The sequence below is a fragment of the Ochrobactrum sp. XJ1 genome, assembly GCF_024701725.1.
In the GTDB taxonomy this organism is placed as follows: Bacteria; Pseudomonadota; Alphaproteobacteria; order Rhizobiales; family Rhizobiaceae; genus Brucella; species Brucella anthropi.
On sequence record NZ_VDGD01000010.1, the window covers coordinates 38,377 to 55,424 of the forward strand.

The window sequence follows — 17,048 nt, forward strand, 5'->3', positions numbered from 1 at the left end:
CACGAAAGCATGTTTCCTGAAGTTGGGAACCGATTTTGGAACAAAACATGCGTGAAAACAAAAGATTGAAGCGCGAGACGCTTTAAAACGGGCCAAGTACCCGGGAAAGGATCGGAATGATGGCAAGCCTCGGCGGAGACAAATCTCAAGCCGAAGGGGCTGAAGTCCGTCACGTTCCGGTGCTGATCGCCGAAGTGATCGACGCCCTGAAGCCTGTATCTGGCGCAGTGATTGTCGATGGGACATTCGGTGCTGGCGGGTATACGCGTCGCATACTGGAAGCGGGAGCGGACGTGATCGCGATTGACCGCGATCCGACCGCAATCGAAGCCGGGCGGGCGATGGAAAAGCAGTTTCCGGACCGGCTCGATCTGGTCGAGTCCCGGTTCTCTGCTCTTGATGAAGCAGTCTCGAAGGTTAAGGGAGCAGGCAGCAAGGTGGACGGCGTTGTGCTCGATATTGGCGTATCGTCGATGCAGATCGATGAGGCCGAGCGCGGCTTTTCCTTCCAGAAAGATGGTCCGCTCGACATGCGCATGTCGAAAAAAGGACCAAGCGCTGCCGATGTGGTGAACCGTCTCAAGACCGGTGATCTTGCCCGCATCTTCAATTTTCTGGGCGAAGAGCGCCATGCAGGCCGCATTGCACGCATGATCGACAAACGCCGGACCGCACAGCCTTTCACACGTACGCTCGATCTTGCCAATGCCATCGAAACGCTGGTGGGACGCAATCCGAAGGATCGCATCCATCCGGCGACGCGGGTGTTTCAGGCGTTGCGGGTCTATGTGAATGACGAGTTGGGCGAACTGGCGCGGGCGTTGCTTGCTGCCGAACGTATCCTGAAACCGGGCGGTCGGCTGGTTGTCGTGACCTTCCATTCGCTCGAAGACCGCATGGTGAAGCGCTATTTCGCTGACCGCGCTGGCGGTAGTGCCGGATCGCGTCATCTGCCGGAAACACATGTCCGTCTGCCGAGCTTTACACCTGCGGTCAAGGGCGCTGTTGGCCCGACCGCAGAGGAAGAAGAACGAAATCCACGTGCGCGCTCGGCGAAGCTGCGCGCTGGAATAAGGACGGAAAATCCGCCACTGGAAGACGATTTATCGCTTTTCGGACTGCCCAAACTGCCCGAGACGAACGAACTGGCCCGGAGTTGAACGAGTGCTGCGTACTTTCGACATCATCATGATAGCGGCGATGCTGGTGGCGGCGACCGTCACCTACACGATCAAATATGACGCGGAAAAGCAGATCGCGGTGATCGCCAAGCTGAAGCGACAGATCGACTCCGAGAAGGACACGATCACGCTCCTGCGCGCCGACTGGGCATTGATGACCCAGCCTGGCCGCCTGCAAAGTCTCGTTGGTGTCTACGAAAAGGAACTCAACCTCCAGCCGATCGAAGCCGAACAGCTTGTGCTGGGTGTCCACGAAATTCCGGAACGTCCGGTTGACGATATCCAGAAGATCATCTCCGGCAGCGATGAACTGCTTGCAAGTGGCGTGCTTGAAAAGGATGCCATCACGACCGGTAGCGTCAAGAAAAGCGGGGCGAGGCACTGATCATGCGGCTGAGACTTTTCAAAAAAAAGAATATGCAGGCAGATGACGGTGTCGAGCCGGTTGGCGATGAAAAGCTGGCCGGCAACATGGCGTTTGTCGGCTCGCGCAAAAAGCATGGCAACCGCGCGCGCAATCGTCTCTGGATGGCCATCGCCTGTTTTGTCGGCATCTATGGTGTGATGGGCGGCAAGCTCATTTATTTCGGTGTCATCGGCGGCGAAAATGAGGATAATGCAGGTCCGGCGGTTCACCAGCTCGCGTCACGCCCGGATATTCTCGACCGCAACGGCGAAATCCTCGCGACCGACATCAAGACGGCTTCGCTCTATGCAGAGCCGCGCAAGATCGTAGATCCCGACGAAACCATCGAAATGCTGTCGACGGTGCTGCCCGATCTTGATTGGGAAGCGACATATAAGCGTTTGAAAAGTGGTGCCGGTTTCGTCTGGATCAAGCGAGGACTGACGCCCCGCCAGCAGAGCCAGATCATGGCGCTCGGCGTGCCGGGCATCGGCTTCCGTACGGAAAAGCGCCGCTTCTATCCGGGTGGCCCGACCGCGTCGCATATCCTCGGTCTCGTCAATGTCGACAATCAGGGCATTGCGGGCATGGAGAAATATATCGACAGTCAGGGGCTGACCGATCTGCGTTCCGTGGGGCTCGCAACCGGACAGTCGCTGGAGCCGGTGCGCCTCTCGATCGATATTCGTGTGCAGCACATCATGCGTGACGTACTCGTCAAGGCCATGGAACGCTACCGGGCAATTGCTGCCGGTGCTGTGGTGCTGAACGTCAAGACCGGCGAAGTGATCGCCATGGCATCGGTGCCGGATTTTGATCCGAACAACCCGGTCCATGCTCTGGACAAGGACCGCCTGAACCGCATGTCGGCAGGCACCTATGAAATGGGTTCGACCATCAAGAGCTTTACCACGGCAATGGCGCTCGATTCCGGTAAGTTCAACCTGCAGTCGAAACTCGATGCCAGCCGTCCGCTGGTGTTCGGTCGCCAGACGATCCGTGACTTCCACGGCAAGGGCCGCTGGCTGACGCTGCCGGAAGTCTTCATCTTCTCGTCCAATATCGGTTCGGGCCGCGAGGCGGATGCCGTCGGCATTGAAGGCCATCGCGCATTCCTGAAGAAGATCGGCCTTCTCGACCGCATGCAGACGGAGTTGCCGGAAGTGGCGCGTCCCGTTGAGCCGCGTGTGTGGAAGAAGGTCCACTCGATGACGATTTCGTTCGGCCACGGCATGATGACGACGCCGTTGCAGACGGCGGTCGGTGCGGCTGCACTGATGAATGGCGGCAAGCTGATGGAGCCGACTTTCCTGATGCGCACGCAGGCTCAGGCTGATCAGGTGGCCAAGCAGGTCATTCATCCACAGGTTTCTGCGGATATGCGTTACCTCTATCGCCTCAACGCGACCGCTCAGGGCGGCTCCGGCAAGCGGGCCACTGTTCCGGGCTACCGCGTCGGCGGCAAGACCGGCACGGCGGAAAAGGTTGTGCATGGCCGCTACTCGAAGGACGTGCGTTTCAACGCGTTTCTGGCGTCATTTCCGATGGATGATCCGACCTATGTCGTGCTGACCATCATCGACGAACCGAAGCCGGAAGAAGGCAAGTTCAGCGCAACCGCAGGTCTCAACGCAGCACCGATGGTTTCGGAGATCATCCGCCGATCTGCATCGTTCCTCGGCGTGAAGCCCGATTTCCAACTCGAAGCCCAGCCAGCAATGGTTAGCAATTTAAGCGGCAAGCCTGATTTTCAACAGGAAGTGCCGCCAGCAATGGTTTCCAACGAATACGACTGATTCGCATAAAGCAGCCCTTGCAGCGAAACGCGCACAACTGAATCTGGATTTGGTATGACCATGAAACTGAAGGAAATCGCTCTCTTTAAGGAACTGGCCTCCGGCGATGCCGGTGAGGTGGAGATCACCGGCGTCACGTCGGACTCCCGCAAGGTCGAACGCGGTTTTCTTTTCGCAGCGTTGAAAGGCGTGAAAGCAGACGGTGCGGCTTTTGTCGTCGATGCCGTCAAGCGCGGCGCCAGCGCCATCATCGCAGGCAAGGATACGGCTGTCGCTGACGCAGGCGTCCCGGTTCTTCATGTCGATGATCCCCGCCTTGCATTGGCAGTTGCTGCGGCGCAGTTCTATGGCAAGCAGCCACAAGTTATGGTTGCAGTTACAGGCACCAGCGGCAAGACTTCCGTCGCGTCCTTTACCCGGCAGATTTGGGCCTATGCCGGTTTTCCGGCGGCGAATATCGGCACGACCGGCGTGTTTTCGCCGACGCGCAGCGACTATAATTCGCTGACAACACCCGATCCGGTGGAGTTGCATCGTGTTCTGGCAGAGCTTGCCGATGAAGGCGTGACCCATGCGGCCATGGAAGCCTCATCGCATGGCCTTGATCAGCGTCGTCTTGATGGTGTCAAGCTCGCTGCCGGTGCGTTTACCAATCTCGGTCGTGACCATATGGATTATCACGCGACCATCGAGGAATATCTTGGCGCGAAGATGCGTCTCTTCAACACGCTTTTGCCGAAGGGTGCGCCAGCCATCATCTTCTCCGACGATCATTTCTCGGCGCAGGCCATCGAGGCGGCGACGCTTGCTGGATGCGACGTGAAGACGGTCGGACGAAAAGGCAATTTCATTGCTCTCAAGCGGGTCGAGCACGAGCGTTTCCGCCAGCATGTCGAAGTGCGCATCGGCGACGAGATTTTTGAGATCGAACTGCCGCTCGCCGGAGATTTTCAGGTCGCAAATGCGCTGGTTGCTGCAGGGCTTGCCATGGTTACGGGCGTTCCGGCTGCGGCTGCAATGCGTGCCTTGGCGCTCCTCAAAGGTGCGCCGGGACGGCTCGATCTCGTCGGTGCGACGGAAGATGGCGCTCCGGCCTATGTCGATTACGCCCACAAGCCTGAGGCGTTGGAAAATGTTCTGACTTCGGTGCGTCCGTTCACGACGGGCCGGGTGATTGTGGTCTTCGGTTGCGGCGGCGACCGCGACAAGGGAAAGCGTCCGATCATGGGCGAAATCGCCTCGCGACTGGCGGATGTGGCAATCGTCACGGACGACAATCCGCGCTCGGAGGTTCCAGCCCAAATCCGCTCGGAAATCATGGCAGCAGCGCCGGGCGCAACCGAAATTGGTGATCGTCGAGAGGCTATCTTTACCGCTGTATCCATGATGCAGGCGGGCGATACGCTGGTCGTTGCAGGCAAGGGGCATGAAGAGGGCCAGATTGTCGGCAGCATTACCTTGCCGTTCTCTGATCATGCGGAAGTTGCAGCAGCACTTGCTGCCCGCCTTGAGGAGCGCTCGGAATGAGTGACTGGCTCTGGACATCCAACGATATGGTTGAAGCCATGGAAGGCAGGCCCTTTGGCAACCTTCCCGGCGGCATAACCGGCATCTCAATCGACAGCCGTTCGCTGAAACCGGGCGAGGCTTTTTTCGCCATCAAGGGCGAACAGTTCGACGGGCATGATTTCGTAACCAGCGCCATGGCCGCTGGTGCGGGTCTTCTTGTGGTGGCCGAGCATCGTCTGCCCGCATTCGGCAATTCCAAAGTACCGATGATCGTGGTCGAGGATGTGCTTGAGGCCCTGACCAAGCTTGGCATTGCCTCGCGGGCACGCTCGAAGGCGCAGATCATCGCGGTGACTGGTTCGGTTGGCAAGACGACGACCAAGGAAGCCCTGCGTCACGTTCTTTCGGAAGTCGGCAAGGTCCATGCTTCTGTGGCGTCGTTCAACAATCATTGGGGTGTGCCGCTGACGCTTGCGCGCATGCCTGCCGATACGGATTACGGCGTTTTCGAAATCGGCATGAACCATCACGATGAAATTCGTCCGCTGGTGAAGATGGTGCGCCCGCATGTGGCGCTGATCACGCTGATTGCACCGGCACATCTTGGTCATTTCGCCAATCTGGAAGAAATCGCCGTTGCTAAGGCGGAGATTTTCGAAGGCATAGTTCCAGGCGGCTATGCGCTTCTCAATCGTGATGACAAGCGCTTCAAACAGCTGGAAGAACTGGCCGAAAAGGCCGGTGTCGAACACATTGCCACATTCGGCGAGAACGCCCGGTCCGACTATCGTCTGCGCGAAGTGAAGCTGCACCCAACCTGCTCCTGCATGACGGTCAAAATCGGAACGCATGAAGCAGCCGTGAAGGTTGGTATGCCGGGCCGTCATATTGTGCAGAACATGCTCGCCGTTCTTGGGGCCGCTGATCTGGTCGGAGCTGATATCGCCAAGGTGATGATGGCCATGGCGACGCTTTCTGCAGAAGGCGGTCGTGGTGCGCGCCATGTGCTTCAGCATCCTGAAGGAACCTTCACGCTGATCGACGAGAGCTACAACGCCAATCCGACCTCGATGCGCGCAGCCCTGTCGCTGTTGCATTCGACCACACCGGAAGGTTCGCGTGGCCGTCGCATCGCGGTTTTAGGCGACATGCTGGAGCTTGGCCGTCAGTCGGGCAAACTTCATGCCGATCTCGCGCGCCCGATCGTGGATGCTGAAGTGAATACGCTTTTTATCGGTGGACCGGACATGTCGGCGCTGAAAAATGCCTTGCCGGTTGAAATTCAGACCGAGTACAGGCAAAGCACCGACGAATTGTTGCCGCTGGTGATCAAGGCGGTCCGTCCGGGCGATGTCATCATGGTGAAATCGTCGAAGGGGATCGGCTTTTCCAAAATCGTCAAGACGTTGATTAGCCAGTTTCCGCCGGTGGAACCCGCGGAGTAAGCGGTATTTGAGGGATTTTTCTCTACATGTTGATGCTTCTCACCTTCTTCGCCGAACATATGACACCGCTCAATGTGTTCCGCTACATTACCTTCCGCACCGGCGGCGCGATGATTACATCGGCGCTGATCGTGTTCCTGTTCGGCCCGTCGATCATCAACTCGCTTCGGGTGCGTCAGGGGAAAGGCCAGCCGATCCGCGCTGACGGTCCGCAGACCCATTTCAAGAAGGCCGGTACACCCACCATGGGCGGCCTCATGATCATGACCGGCATTCTTGTGTCATGCCTGCTCTGGGCCAATCTGGCCAGCGTCTATGTCTGGGTCGTTCTGCTGGTTACGGTGGGTTTCGGCGCCATCGGCTTCTATGATGATTATCTCAAGGTGACGAAGCAGTCCGACAAGGGTTTTTCCGGCAAGGCGCGTCTTGGCATCGAATTCCTGATCGCCGCTATTGCCGCGTTCGTCATCATGCGGGCAGGGCAGGAGCCGTTCTCGTCGTCGCTGACATTCCCGTTTGCCAAGCAGTTCGTCGTCAATCTGAGCTGGTTCTTCATTCCGTTTGCAGCCTTCGTCATGGTGGGCGCAGGCAATGCCGTAAACCTGACAGATGGTCTCGACGGGCTTGCAATCGTACCGGTCATGGTGGCCGCAGCGTCTTTCGGCTTCATTGCCTATCTTTCCGGCAACGCGATCTTCGCCGACTATCTGCAGATTCATTTCGTGCCGGGCACAGGTGAACTTGCTGTGGTTCTTGGCGCTGTTATCGGCGCGGGCCTCGGCTTCCTGTGGTTCAATGCGCCTCCCGCCGCTATCTTCATGGGCGATACGGGTTCGTTGGCGCTGGGTGGTATGCTGGGCACTGTTGCGGTTGCAACGAAGCATGAAATCGTTCTCGCCATCATCGGTGGTCTGTTCGTCGTCGAAGCGCTTTCCGTCATCATTCAGGTTGGCTCCTTCAAGCTGACCGGCAAGCGTGTCTTCCTCATGGCGCCTATTCACCACCATTTCGAAAAGAAGGGCTGGACCGAGAGCCAGGTCGTGATCCGCTTCTGGATCGTTGCGATCATTCTCGCGATGATCGGCCTTTCCACCCTGAAGCTCAGATAACAGGCATATCGAATGATCCCGATCACCGCCCTCAAGGATAAGACAGTCGCCCTTTTCGGACTGGGCGGGTCGGGTATCGCGACCGCCAAGGCCATTCTCGCGGGCGGCGCAAAGATCATTGCCTGGGATGACAATCCCGACAGCGTTGCCCGTGCCCAGAGCGCGGGCATTGCCACAGGCGATTTGCGGCAGGCTGACTGGACGCAATTTGCGGCTTTCGTGCTTTCGCCGGGCGTTCCGCTGACCCATCCAAAGCCACACTGGACTGTCGATCTGGCTCATGCCGCAGGTGTCGAAATCATCGGTGATGTGGAGCTGTTTGTCCACGAGCGCAATCACATTGCTCCCGATTGCCCGTTCATCGCCATCACCGGCACCAACGGCAAATCGACGACGACCGCTTTGATCGCCCATATCATCAAGGCTTCCGGTCGGGATATGCAGCTTGGCGGCAATATCGGCACCGCAATCCTGACGCTGGAGCCGCCGCAGGCAAATCGCTTCTATGTGGTCGAATGTTCATCCTATCAGATCGATTTGGCGCCATCGCTGAACCCGACGGCGGGCATTCTGCTCAATCTGACACCGGATCATCTCGACCGTCATGGCTCAATGGAAAACTATGCCGCGATCAAGGAACGTCTGGTGGCGGCGAGCGACACGGCAATTGTCGGCGTTGATGATGATTATTGCGAAGCCATTGCGGACCGGCTTTATCGCGATGGTGTACACGTCGTGCGAATTTCCAAGGAAAGGCACCTTGGCAAAGGCTATTTCGCTGACGGCGCAAAGCTGCTCTGGTCGCAGGACGGGGAAATTGACGAAATCGCTTCCCTGGAAGGTATCGGTTCGCTGCGCGGTGCGCACAATGCGCAGAACGCGCTTGCGGCTGTCGTCGCCTGCCTGTCAGTGGGCTTAAGCCTTGAAGAAATCGATGCGGGATTGAAGAGCTTTCCCGGTCTGGCCCACCGCATGGAGCAGGTTGGGCATCGCGGGAAAGTCCTGTTCGTCAACGATTCCAAGGCAACCAATGCGGAAGCAACGGCTCCGGCGTTGTCCTCCTTCCCGCAGAACATCTACTGGATTGCAGGTGGTGTGCCGAAAGCTGGCGGGATTACCTCGCTGGCCGGGTTCTTCCCGCGAATTGCCAAGGCCTATCTGATCGGCGAAGCCGCAGCGCAGTTTGCGGCAACGCTTGGCGATGGGGCGCCATTTGAGATTTCTGACACGCTTGCAGTTGCCGTCGAACATGCGGCTCGCGATGCCGGTAACGATGCGGCTCCCGAACCGGTTGTGCTGTTGTCGCCCGCTTGCGCGAGCTTCGATCAGTTCCAGAATTTTGAAAAACGCGGCGATGCATTCCGCAGCGCTGTTCTGGCGCTTCCGGGCGTCGAGCCGATAGGAGGGAAAAGCTGATGGTAAGCCGTGTCGATCGCGGTCCTGTCGCCAATTGGTGGTGGACAATAGACCGCTTCTTCCTCGCTGCATGTCTTGCTCTAATGGGGCTTGGCATTCTGCTGTCATTCGCCGCAAGTCCTGCCGTGGCCCAGCGTATCGGGCTCGACGGGTTCCACTTTGTCGAGCGCCAGATTTTCTTCATGCTGCCGGCAGTTGGCGTCATGATCGGCGTGTCGTTTCTGTCGCCGCGCCAGATCAGGCGATTTGCTTTGATCCTGCTCGGCATTTCGCTTGTATTGATGGTTGCCGCACTGTTCTTCGGTATCGAAGTGAAAGGTGCGCGGCGCTGGGTCAATCTGGCAGGGATCTCTATCCAGCCGTCAGAATTCATGAAGCCTGCATTCGTGGTGGTTTGCGCCTGGCTGTTCTCGGAGCGTGAACGCGGTGGCGAAATGCCCGGCAATTTTCTTGCCATGCTGCTGTTCGGCACCGTTGCTGCTTTGCTCGTCCTCCAGCCTGACCTTGGCCAGACAATGCTGACCACAGGCACATGGGGTGCCATGTTCTTCCTCGCCGGTCTGCCGATGTTCTGGATTCTGGTCCTGGGTGGTCTTGCTGTTTGCGGCGGCGTTTCAGCCTATTTCATGTTCGATCACGTGGCCGGGCGTATCAACCGGTTCATGACAGGCGAGGGCGACACGTTCCAGGTCGATGCCGGACGCGAAGCAATCCTGCGCGGCGGCTGGTTCGGACAAGGTCCGGGCGAAGGTACCATCAAGCGCATCATCCCGGACAGCCATACCGATTTCATTTTCTCGGTTGCGGCAGAAGAATACGGCATCGTTCTGTGCATGATCATCATGCTGCTTTTCGCATTCATCGTCGTGCGCGGCCTTTCGATTGCGTTGCGCGAGCGTGATCCGTTCACCCGTCTGGCTGTCTCGGGGATTGTCATTCTGTTCGGCTTCCAGTCGATCATCAACATGGCTGTGAACCTGCATCTCATGCCTGCAAAGGGAATGACCCTGCCGTTCATCTCCTATGGCGGTTCCTCGCTCATTGCCATCGCCATCACGATGGGCATCCTTCTGGCTCTGACGCGCCGCCGTCCGGAAGCCCGCATGACCCATACGGTCGGTAGCGGTGTCGATATGGGCAAACGCATTCCTGCGCTGTGAGGGGCTGATGGTAAAAGGCGTAATCGTACTGGCCGCCGGTGGAACGGGCGGTCATCTTTTTCCGGCGGAAGCGCTGGCGCATGAACTGAAGGCGCGTGGTTGGGACGTCCATCTGGCGACCGATGCGCGCGCGCAGCGTTTCGCGGGTGCCTTCGCGGAAGATCATGTTCATGTCATTCGTTCGGCAACAATTGCAGGCCGCAACCCGATAGCGCTCCTGAAGACGTTCTGGTCACTATGGCAGGGCAATCTCGATTCCCGTAAATTGTTCCGCAGGCTGAAGCCCAAACTCGTTGCGGGCTTTGGTGGCTATCCGACGCTGCCGCCGCTCTATGCCGCGAGCAACATGAACATCCCGACGATGGTGCACGAGCAGAATGCCGTCATGGGTCGCGCCAATAAGGGCCTTGCAGGTCGCGTGAAAGCAATTGCCGGTGGTTTCCTGCCCGAGACCGGTGGGGCCCATGCCGAAAAGACGGCTACGACCGGCAATCCGGTGCGTCCACCAGTTCTGACTGCAGCCGGAACGCCCTACAAGCCGGTCAAGGCGGATGAACGTTTCCGCCTGCTGGTTTTTGGCGGTAGCCAGGGCGCTCAGTTCTTTTCGACTGCCATTCCCGCTGCCGTGGCTTTGCTGCCAGAGAACGACCGAGCGCGGCTGCTGATCACCCAGCAGGCCCGCAAGGAAGACGAAGCCGCTGTACGCGAAGCTTACAAGAAACTTGGTGTTCCCGCTGACGTTGCGCCGTTTTTCAACGATATGCCAGCACGCATGGCGGATGCTCAGTTCGTGATTTCGCGGTCCGGTGCTTCGACCGTTTCTGAGATCACCGTGATCGGTCGTCCGGCGATGTTGGTGCCGTTTCCGCACGCGCTCGATCATGATCAGGCAGCGAATGCAGCAGCGCTCGCGGCTGTCGGCGGTGGCGAGGTTGTTCGCCAGTCGGAATTGTCGCCAGAACGCCTTGCCGAGATACTCCAGGCTGCGATGAATGAGCCACAGCGCCTCGAAGTACAAGCAAAAGCTGCAAAAAGCGTTGGTAAGCCGGATGCAGCGCAGTTGCTTGCTGATCTGGCAGAGGCTATTGCAGCAGGTAAATCTGTTCAGGAATTCAAAGAAGGAACTCGGCCATGAAAATGCCGCTGAATATCGGGCTTGTCCATTTCATCGGAATTGGCGGCATCGGCATGAGCGGTATTGCCGAAGTGCTGCATAATCTCGGCTACAAGGTACAGGGCTCTGACCAGTCCGACAGCGCCAATGTGCAGCGCCTGCGTGAAAAAGGCATTGAGGTCTTTGTCGGCCACAAGGCTGAAAATATCGGTGATGCCGAAGTTGTTGTCGTTTCGACGGCGATCAAGAAAAACAATCCCGAGCTGGTTGCTGCACGCGAAAAGCTGCTGCCTATCGTGCGCCGCGCCGAAATGCTGGCCGAGTTGATGCGCTTCCGTCATGCGGTTGCGATTGGCGGTACGCATGGTAAGACCACCACGACCTCAATGGTCGCCGCATTGCTCGATGCCGGGCATCTTGATCCGACCGTCATCAATGGCGGTATCATCAATGCTTACGGTACCAATGCCCGTATGGGCGATGGTGACTGGATGGTGGTGGAAGCCGACGAAAGCGACGGCACGTTCCTCAAACTGCCAGCCGATATCGCGGTCGTCACCAATATCGATCCGGAACATCTCGACCATTACGGCAATTTCGATGCCGTGCGTGCGGCTTTCGCGCAGTTTGTCGAGAATGTTCCGTTCTATGGCTTTGGCGTGATGTGCCTTGACCATCCGGAAGTGCAGGCTCTGGTGAGCCGGATCGAAGACCGCCGCATTGTGACTTATGGCCAAAACCCGCAGGCTGATGTGCGTTTTGTCAATCACCGCATGGATGGTGCTGCGAGTCTGTTCGATGTCGTGATCCGTTCGCGCAAGGGCGAGGCAACCGAGATCAAGGATCTGCGTCTGCCGATGCCGGGGCAGCACAACGTATCCAATGCGACGGCGGCAATCGCCGTTGCGCATGAGCTGGGTATCGTGGCCGACGATATTCGTCGTGGCCTTGGTTCGTTCGGCGGTGTGAAACGTCGCTTTACCCATACGGGCACGTGGAACGGCGTAGAGATATTCGACGATTACGGCCATCACCCGGTTGAAATCCGCGCCGTGCTGAAAGCTGCACGTGAAGCCACAAAAGGTCGTGTGGTCGCCATTGTGCAGCCGCACCGCTATACGCGTCTGGCAAGCCTGTTTGATGAATTCGCGGCATGTTTCAACGATGCCGATACGGTTATCGTGGCGCCGGTCTATACGGCTGGCGAAGACCCTATCGAAGGCGTCAATTCCGAGGCGCTCGTATCGCGCATCAAAACCGCAGGTCATCGCGATGCACGCTATGCCAGCGGGCCAGAAGCACTGGCACCGTTGGTTGCTTCGATAGCGGAGCCGGGCGACTTCGTGGTCTGCCTCGGCGCAGGCAATATTACGCAGTGGGCATATGCGCTGCCGAAAGAACTGGCTGAACAGGGTAAGAAGTAAGATGGAAAGCGGCGAGACGCTTCTGAAGAAGCTCGACGGCAAATTGTCGGGCTTGCGTGGTCGGCTGACGCCCGATGCTGGTATGGACAAGATCACCTGGTTCCGCGCTGGCGGACCGGCACAGGTTCTGTTTCAGCCTGCCGATGAAGAAGACCTCTCCTCGTTTCTGAAGGCTGTGCCGGAAGAGATACCGATTCTCGTGGTTGGCATCGGCTCCAATCTGCTCGTGCGCGATGGCGGTGTTCCAGGCTTTGTCGTGCGGCTTTCCGCAAAAGGCTTCGGCGAAGTCGATCAGGTTTCTGAGACGCAGCTGCGGGCAGGCGCGGCGACGCCTGACAAGCGCGTGGCCGCAGCGGCGCTGGAAGCGGGGCTGGCTGGCTTCCACTTCTACCATGGCATACCCGGCGGCATGGGCGGGGCTTTGCGCATGAATGCAGGCGCCAACGGCGTGGAAACGCGCGAGCGCGTCGTGGAGGTTCGCGCCCTTGATCGCAAGGGCGATGTGCATGTGCTTTCCAATGCGGATATGGGCTACGCCTATCGGCATTCCTCAGCATCGCCGGATCTGATTTTTACCTCTGTCTTGTTCGAGGGAACTCCCGGCAAGCATGAAGCGATCAAACAAGCCATGGACGAGGTGCAGCATCATCGCGAGACGGTGCAGCCTGTACGCGAAAAAACAGGTGGCTCGACCTTCAAGAATCCGGAAGGCACATCGGCCTGGAAGGAAATCGACAAGGCAGGTTGCCGCGGTTTGCGCGTCGGCGGCGCGCAGATGTCCGAAATGCACTGCAATTTTATGATCAATACAGGCACCGCAACGGGGCTCGATCTGGAGACTTTGGGCGAAACGGTTCGCGCCAGAGTTTTTGAAAATTCGGGTATTCGCCTTCATTGGGAAATCAAACGTCTCGGTTTGTTCCGCGAGGGCGAGGCGGTAGAAGAGTTTCTTGGAAAATTTTGATAAAAAAGTTGCCCGGATTTTCTACCTGATATTCCGGGCTTTTTTGCCTTCACAAGCGACGCGTAAGGTTCGTCCCTTTCTATAGGGTCTTGTCACGGAATCAATCCTCTGATTCTTTAGGGTTAACCACACAGTGATTTGATTCGGCAGGATTTTCCTGCCGCGGGTGCCTGCGGCCTTCGCTGCTGGGTTGCTTGGATTCTGTTTAATTGATGCGCAGGGGATTGCGCAGAGGGGATGCTAACATGACGGGAAAGCACGTCGCCGTTTTGATGGGCGGTTTCTCTTCGGAGCGCCCGGTCAGTTTGTCCTCTGGAACGGCTTGCGCTGCGACCCTTGAAGAGCGCGGCTATCGCGTGACGCGTATTGATGTGGATCGCAATGTTGCCAGCGTTCTTGCCGAACTGAAGCCTGACGTTGCGTTCAATGCGCTGCATGGCCCTTTCGGTGAGGATGGCGCTATTCAGGGCGTTCTCGAGTATCTCCAGATTCCCTACACGCATTCGGGCGTGCTCGCATCGGCGCTCGCCATGGACAAGGACCGCGCCAAGAAGGTTGCGGCTGCTGCCGGTGTTGCTGTTGCTTCCTCGCTTCTGCTCAACCGTTTTGAGATCGGCACTGAGCATCCGATGGAGCCGCCTTACGTGGTCAAGCCGGTTCGCGAAGGTTCGAGCTTTGGCGTCGTGATCGTCAAGGAAGATCAGGCGCATCCGCCGCAAATCATCAGTTCGGCTGAGTGGAACTACGGTGCCGAGGTTCTGGTCGAAAAATACATTCCCGGCCGGGAATTGACCTGTGCCGTGATGGGTGATCGCGTCATGGACGTGTGTGAGATCATTCCGGTAGGCCATCAGTTCTACGATTATGATTCAAAATATGTTGCAGGCGCGTCATCTCACGTGTGTCCGGCAAAAATTTTACCAAATATTTACCAAAAAATACAAACAATGGCCCTTACGGCGCATCGGGCAATCGGGTGTCGGGGCGTAAGCCGGTCAGACTTCCGTTTCGACGATCGTTTCTCTGATGATGGCGAAGTTATCTGGCTGGAAATCAATACCCAGCCGGGGATGACTCCTACCTCGCTCGTGCCTGATATCGCCAAAGCGGCTGGTATCTCTTTCGGTGAATTGTTGAGTTGGATGGTGGAGGACGCGTCTTGTTTGCGTTGAACGGAAAATCGGACGGATATGGGCGCTCGGGCTCGATGCGGGATGCATCGGGGGCGACGGGTGCTGCTTTTGTCCTGCCGCGTTTCCTGCGCAAGCCGTTTCGCTTTGCTGCTCGCCTTTTCCAAGGCAATGTAAATATTCCGCGCCATGCAGGCACTGTCGGCATGCTGGGTTTCCTTGGTGCTACCGGCCTTTATGGCATGGCGGTTGGCGGTCACACGCCGGAGGTGGTCAAGGCGACTGCTTCCACACTCGGTTTCGCAATTGAGGATATAAAGGTCGTCGGCAACAACGAGACGTCCGATATAGATATTCTGGGTCAGCTCGATCTTGATGGCGAGACATCTCTCGTCGGTCTGAGCGCTGAAGAAGCGCGCCAATCCATCGACAAGCTGCCATGGGTTGAAAGCGCAGAAGTTCGCAAGGTTTATCCTGGTACGGTTCTTGTCTCGTTGCATGAACGCAAGGCGTTCGCCATCTGGCAAAACGACAAGGATCTGGCGCTGATCGACGCCGCCGGGGATACCATCGTTCCGTTCCGTCCGGGCCGTTACAATTCGTTGCCGCTCGTCGTGGGCGATGGCGCGGAAAAGAAGGTCAAGGGCTTCGTTGATGAAATCGCTGCCTATCCGGGTCTGGCCGGAAAGGTTCGCGCCTACATCCGTGTCGGCGACCGTCGCTGGGACCTGCTTCTGGATAATGGCGTGCGCATCATGCTGCCGGAAACCGATCCGCTGAAGGCGCTCGCGCAGGTCGAGAAGCTCGATCAGGACCAGCATCTTCTTTCGCGCGATATCGCTGCGGTCGATCTTCGTCTGGATGATCGCGTGACTGTTCAATTGACTGCAAGTGGCATGGAGCAGCGCCAGAAGTTTCTGGCAGAGCGTAAAAAAGAACTATCCCGCACGGGGAAGCGCGTATGAGTATTCTGGGCGGCAAGGGATCATCACAAGGCGGAACTGCAGGGCGCAAGGTGCGCCTGTTAACGGTTCTGGATGTCGGATCGAGCAAGGTTTCCTGCGTTATCGCACGGTTGCGTCCGCATGAAGGCGGCGCACTGCTGCCAGGCCGCACGCACCGTATGGAAGTACTGGGCATCGGCCATCAGCGTTCGCGCGGCGTCAAGTCGGGCGTCATCATTGATCTGGATGCGGCAGAGCAGTCGATCCGCCTTGCGGTCGATGCAGCTGAGCGCATGGCTGGTCTTACCGTCGATAGCCTGATCGTCAATATTTCAGCCGGTCGCCTCAAGAGCGAAACCTTCACGGCCAGCGTCAATCTGGGCGGCCATGAAGTCGAGCAGACCGATATTCGTCGTGTTCTGGCTGCCGGTGCCAAGCAGGCGCTTGCAGCCGAGCGTCACCTCGTTCATTCGCTGCCGGTTGGCTACACGCTCGATGGTGAACGCGGTATTCGCGATCCGCTCGGCATGTTGGGCGATAGCCTCGGCGTCGATATGCATGTGCTGACGGCCGACGCAGCGCCACTGCGCAATCTGGAGCTTTGCATCAATCGCTGCCATTTGTCGGTGGAAGCCATCGTTGCAACGCCTTATGCCAGCGGTCTTGCCGCTCTGGTCGGCGACGAAGCTGAAATGGGCGCGGCCTGCATCGATATGGGCGGCGGCACGACGACGATCTCCGTCTTCTCCGAAGGCAAGTTTATTCACGCCGATGCAGTGGCCATTGGCGGCAATCACGTGACGATGGATGTGGCTCGCGGCTTTTCCACCCGGATGGAAGATGCCGAACGTCTGAAGGTCATGTATGGCTCCGCTCTGCCGAGCGCTGCCGATGACCGCGATCTCATTTCCGTTCCGCCCATCGGCGACGATGAGCGTGATGTACCCAATCAATATCCGCGCTCGGTGCTGACGCGGATTATCCGTGCAAGAGTGGAAGAGACACTGGAACTGGTGCGCGACAGGCTTAACCAGTCAGGTCTTGGACATATTGTCGGCAAGCGTGTGGTTCTGACCGGCGGCGCTAGCCAGCTGCCAGGAATGCCAGAGGCAGCCAGGCGAATCCTTGCAAGAAATGTACGAATCGGGCGTCCTCTAGGAATAGCGGGATTGCCTGAGGCGGCTAAGGGGGCAGCTTTTGCCGCGACCGTTGGACTTCTGATTTACCCGCAGGTGGCCGGGATAGAAGAGCGGTCGGTGAAAGCGGCTTCCTCCGGTCTCATGACCGGTACGGGTGGGCGCATTCAACGTGTCAGCCAATGGCTGAAAGAGAGTTTCTGAGTAGTAAGTATTGTGTAAGCTGTTGAAATAGCGTGTTGAATTATTGGGGCGTGACCATCTGGGTAACAACCAATCCACACCGCGGCGGCGAAGCGGTGGTAAGGCTTAAG

At 57.9% G+C, this 17,048-nt stretch carries 14 protein-coding genes; all 14 read left to right on the top strand.

Annotation, left to right across the window (positions count from 1 at the left end; all coding sequences use genetic code 11):
• Positions 1-116 precede the first annotated feature (116 nt).
• The 14 genes from rsmH (at position 117) to ftsA (ending at position 16,938) form a co-directional block, all read left to right on the top strand.
• Positions 117-1,160 (top strand): 16S rRNA (cytosine(1402)-N(4))-methyltransferase RsmH, encoded by a 1,044-nt coding sequence (rsmH, locus tag FG152_RS18485; protein ID WP_029376071.1) that lies wholly within the window; start codon positions 117-119, stop codon positions 1,158-1,160.
• A 4-nt stretch (positions 1,161-1,164) separates the two neighbouring features.
• Positions 1,165-1,566 (top strand): cell division protein FtsL, encoded by a 402-nt coding sequence (gene ftsL, locus FG152_RS18490; RefSeq protein WP_010659722.1) that lies wholly within the window; start codon positions 1,165-1,167, stop codon positions 1,564-1,566.
• Positions 1,567-1,568: 2 nt separating this feature from the next.
• Positions 1,569-3,383: a peptidoglycan D,D-transpeptidase FtsI family protein gene (locus FG152_RS18495; RefSeq protein ID WP_010659723.1), complete on the top strand. Its 1,815-nt coding sequence runs from the start codon at positions 1,569-1,571 to the stop codon at positions 3,381-3,383.
• Positions 3,384-3,437: 54 nt separating this feature from the next.
• Positions 3,438-4,910 (top strand): UDP-N-acetylmuramoyl-L-alanyl-D-glutamate--2,6-diaminopimelate ligase, encoded by a 1,473-nt coding sequence (locus FG152_RS18500; RefSeq protein ID WP_010659724.1) that lies wholly within the window; start codon positions 3,438-3,440, stop codon positions 4,908-4,910.
• The gene (locus FG152_RS18505) at positions 4,907-6,337 is read left to right on the top strand and encodes a UDP-N-acetylmuramoylalanyl-D-glutamyl-2,6-diaminopimelate--D-alanyl-D-alanine ligase (protein WP_010659725.1); all 1,431 of its coding nucleotides are present in this window, start codon (positions 4,907-4,909) and stop codon (positions 6,335-6,337) included. Before FG152_RS18500 ends, FG152_RS18505 begins: the two co-directional genes overlap by 4 nt.
• A 26-nt stretch (positions 6,338-6,363) precedes the next feature.
• Positions 6,364-7,446, top strand: a complete 1,083-nt coding sequence (gene mraY / locus FG152_RS18510) for a phospho-N-acetylmuramoyl-pentapeptide-transferase (protein WP_010659726.1) — start codon at positions 6,364-6,366, stop codon at positions 7,444-7,446.
• Positions 7,447-7,458: 12 nt separating this feature from the next.
• The gene (murD, locus tag FG152_RS18515; RefSeq protein WP_010659727.1) at positions 7,459-8,862 is read left to right on the top strand and encodes a UDP-N-acetylmuramoyl-L-alanine--D-glutamate ligase; all 1,404 of its coding nucleotides are present in this window, start codon (positions 7,459-7,461) and stop codon (positions 8,860-8,862) included.
• A complete protein-coding gene (ftsW, locus tag FG152_RS18520) occupies positions 8,862-10,022 on the top strand; it encodes a putative lipid II flippase FtsW (protein ID WP_010659728.1) in 1,161 nt (386 codons plus the stop codon). Before murD ends, ftsW begins: the two co-directional genes overlap by 1 nt.
• A gap of 7 nt (positions 10,023-10,029) precedes the next feature.
• Entirely contained in the window at positions 10,030-11,157 is a 1,128-nt protein-coding gene (gene murG / locus FG152_RS18525) for an undecaprenyldiphospho-muramoylpentapeptide beta-N-acetylglucosaminyltransferase (protein ID WP_010659729.1), read from the top strand.
• Positions 11,154-12,560 (top strand): UDP-N-acetylmuramate--L-alanine ligase, encoded by a 1,407-nt coding sequence (murC, locus tag FG152_RS18530; RefSeq protein ID WP_010659730.1) that lies wholly within the window; start codon positions 11,154-11,156, stop codon positions 12,558-12,560. The genes murG and murC overlap by 4 nt, the downstream gene beginning before the upstream one ends.
• Before the next feature lies 1 nt (position 12,561).
• The gene (gene murB, locus FG152_RS18535; protein WP_010659731.1) at positions 12,562-13,524 is read left to right on the top strand and encodes a UDP-N-acetylmuramate dehydrogenase; all 963 of its coding nucleotides are present in this window, start codon (positions 12,562-12,564) and stop codon (positions 13,522-13,524) included.
• Between the two features lie 245 nt (positions 13,525-13,769).
• Positions 13,770-14,696, top strand: a complete 927-nt coding sequence (locus tag FG152_RS18540) for a D-alanine--D-alanine ligase (RefSeq protein WP_010659732.1) — start codon at positions 13,770-13,772, stop codon at positions 14,694-14,696.
• Complete coding sequence (locus FG152_RS18545) at positions 14,684-15,619, top strand: cell division protein FtsQ/DivIB (RefSeq protein ID WP_010659733.1); 936 nt, start codon at positions 14,684-14,686, stop codon at positions 15,617-15,619. Before FG152_RS18540 ends, FG152_RS18545 begins: the two co-directional genes overlap by 13 nt.
• On the top strand, positions 15,616-16,938 hold the full coding sequence (gene ftsA, locus FG152_RS18550) for a cell division protein FtsA (RefSeq protein WP_010659734.1): 1,323 nt from the start codon (positions 15,616-15,618) through the stop codon (positions 16,936-16,938). Before FG152_RS18545 ends, ftsA begins: the two co-directional genes overlap by 4 nt.
• The last annotated feature ends 110 nt before the right edge of the window (positions 16,939-17,048 follow it).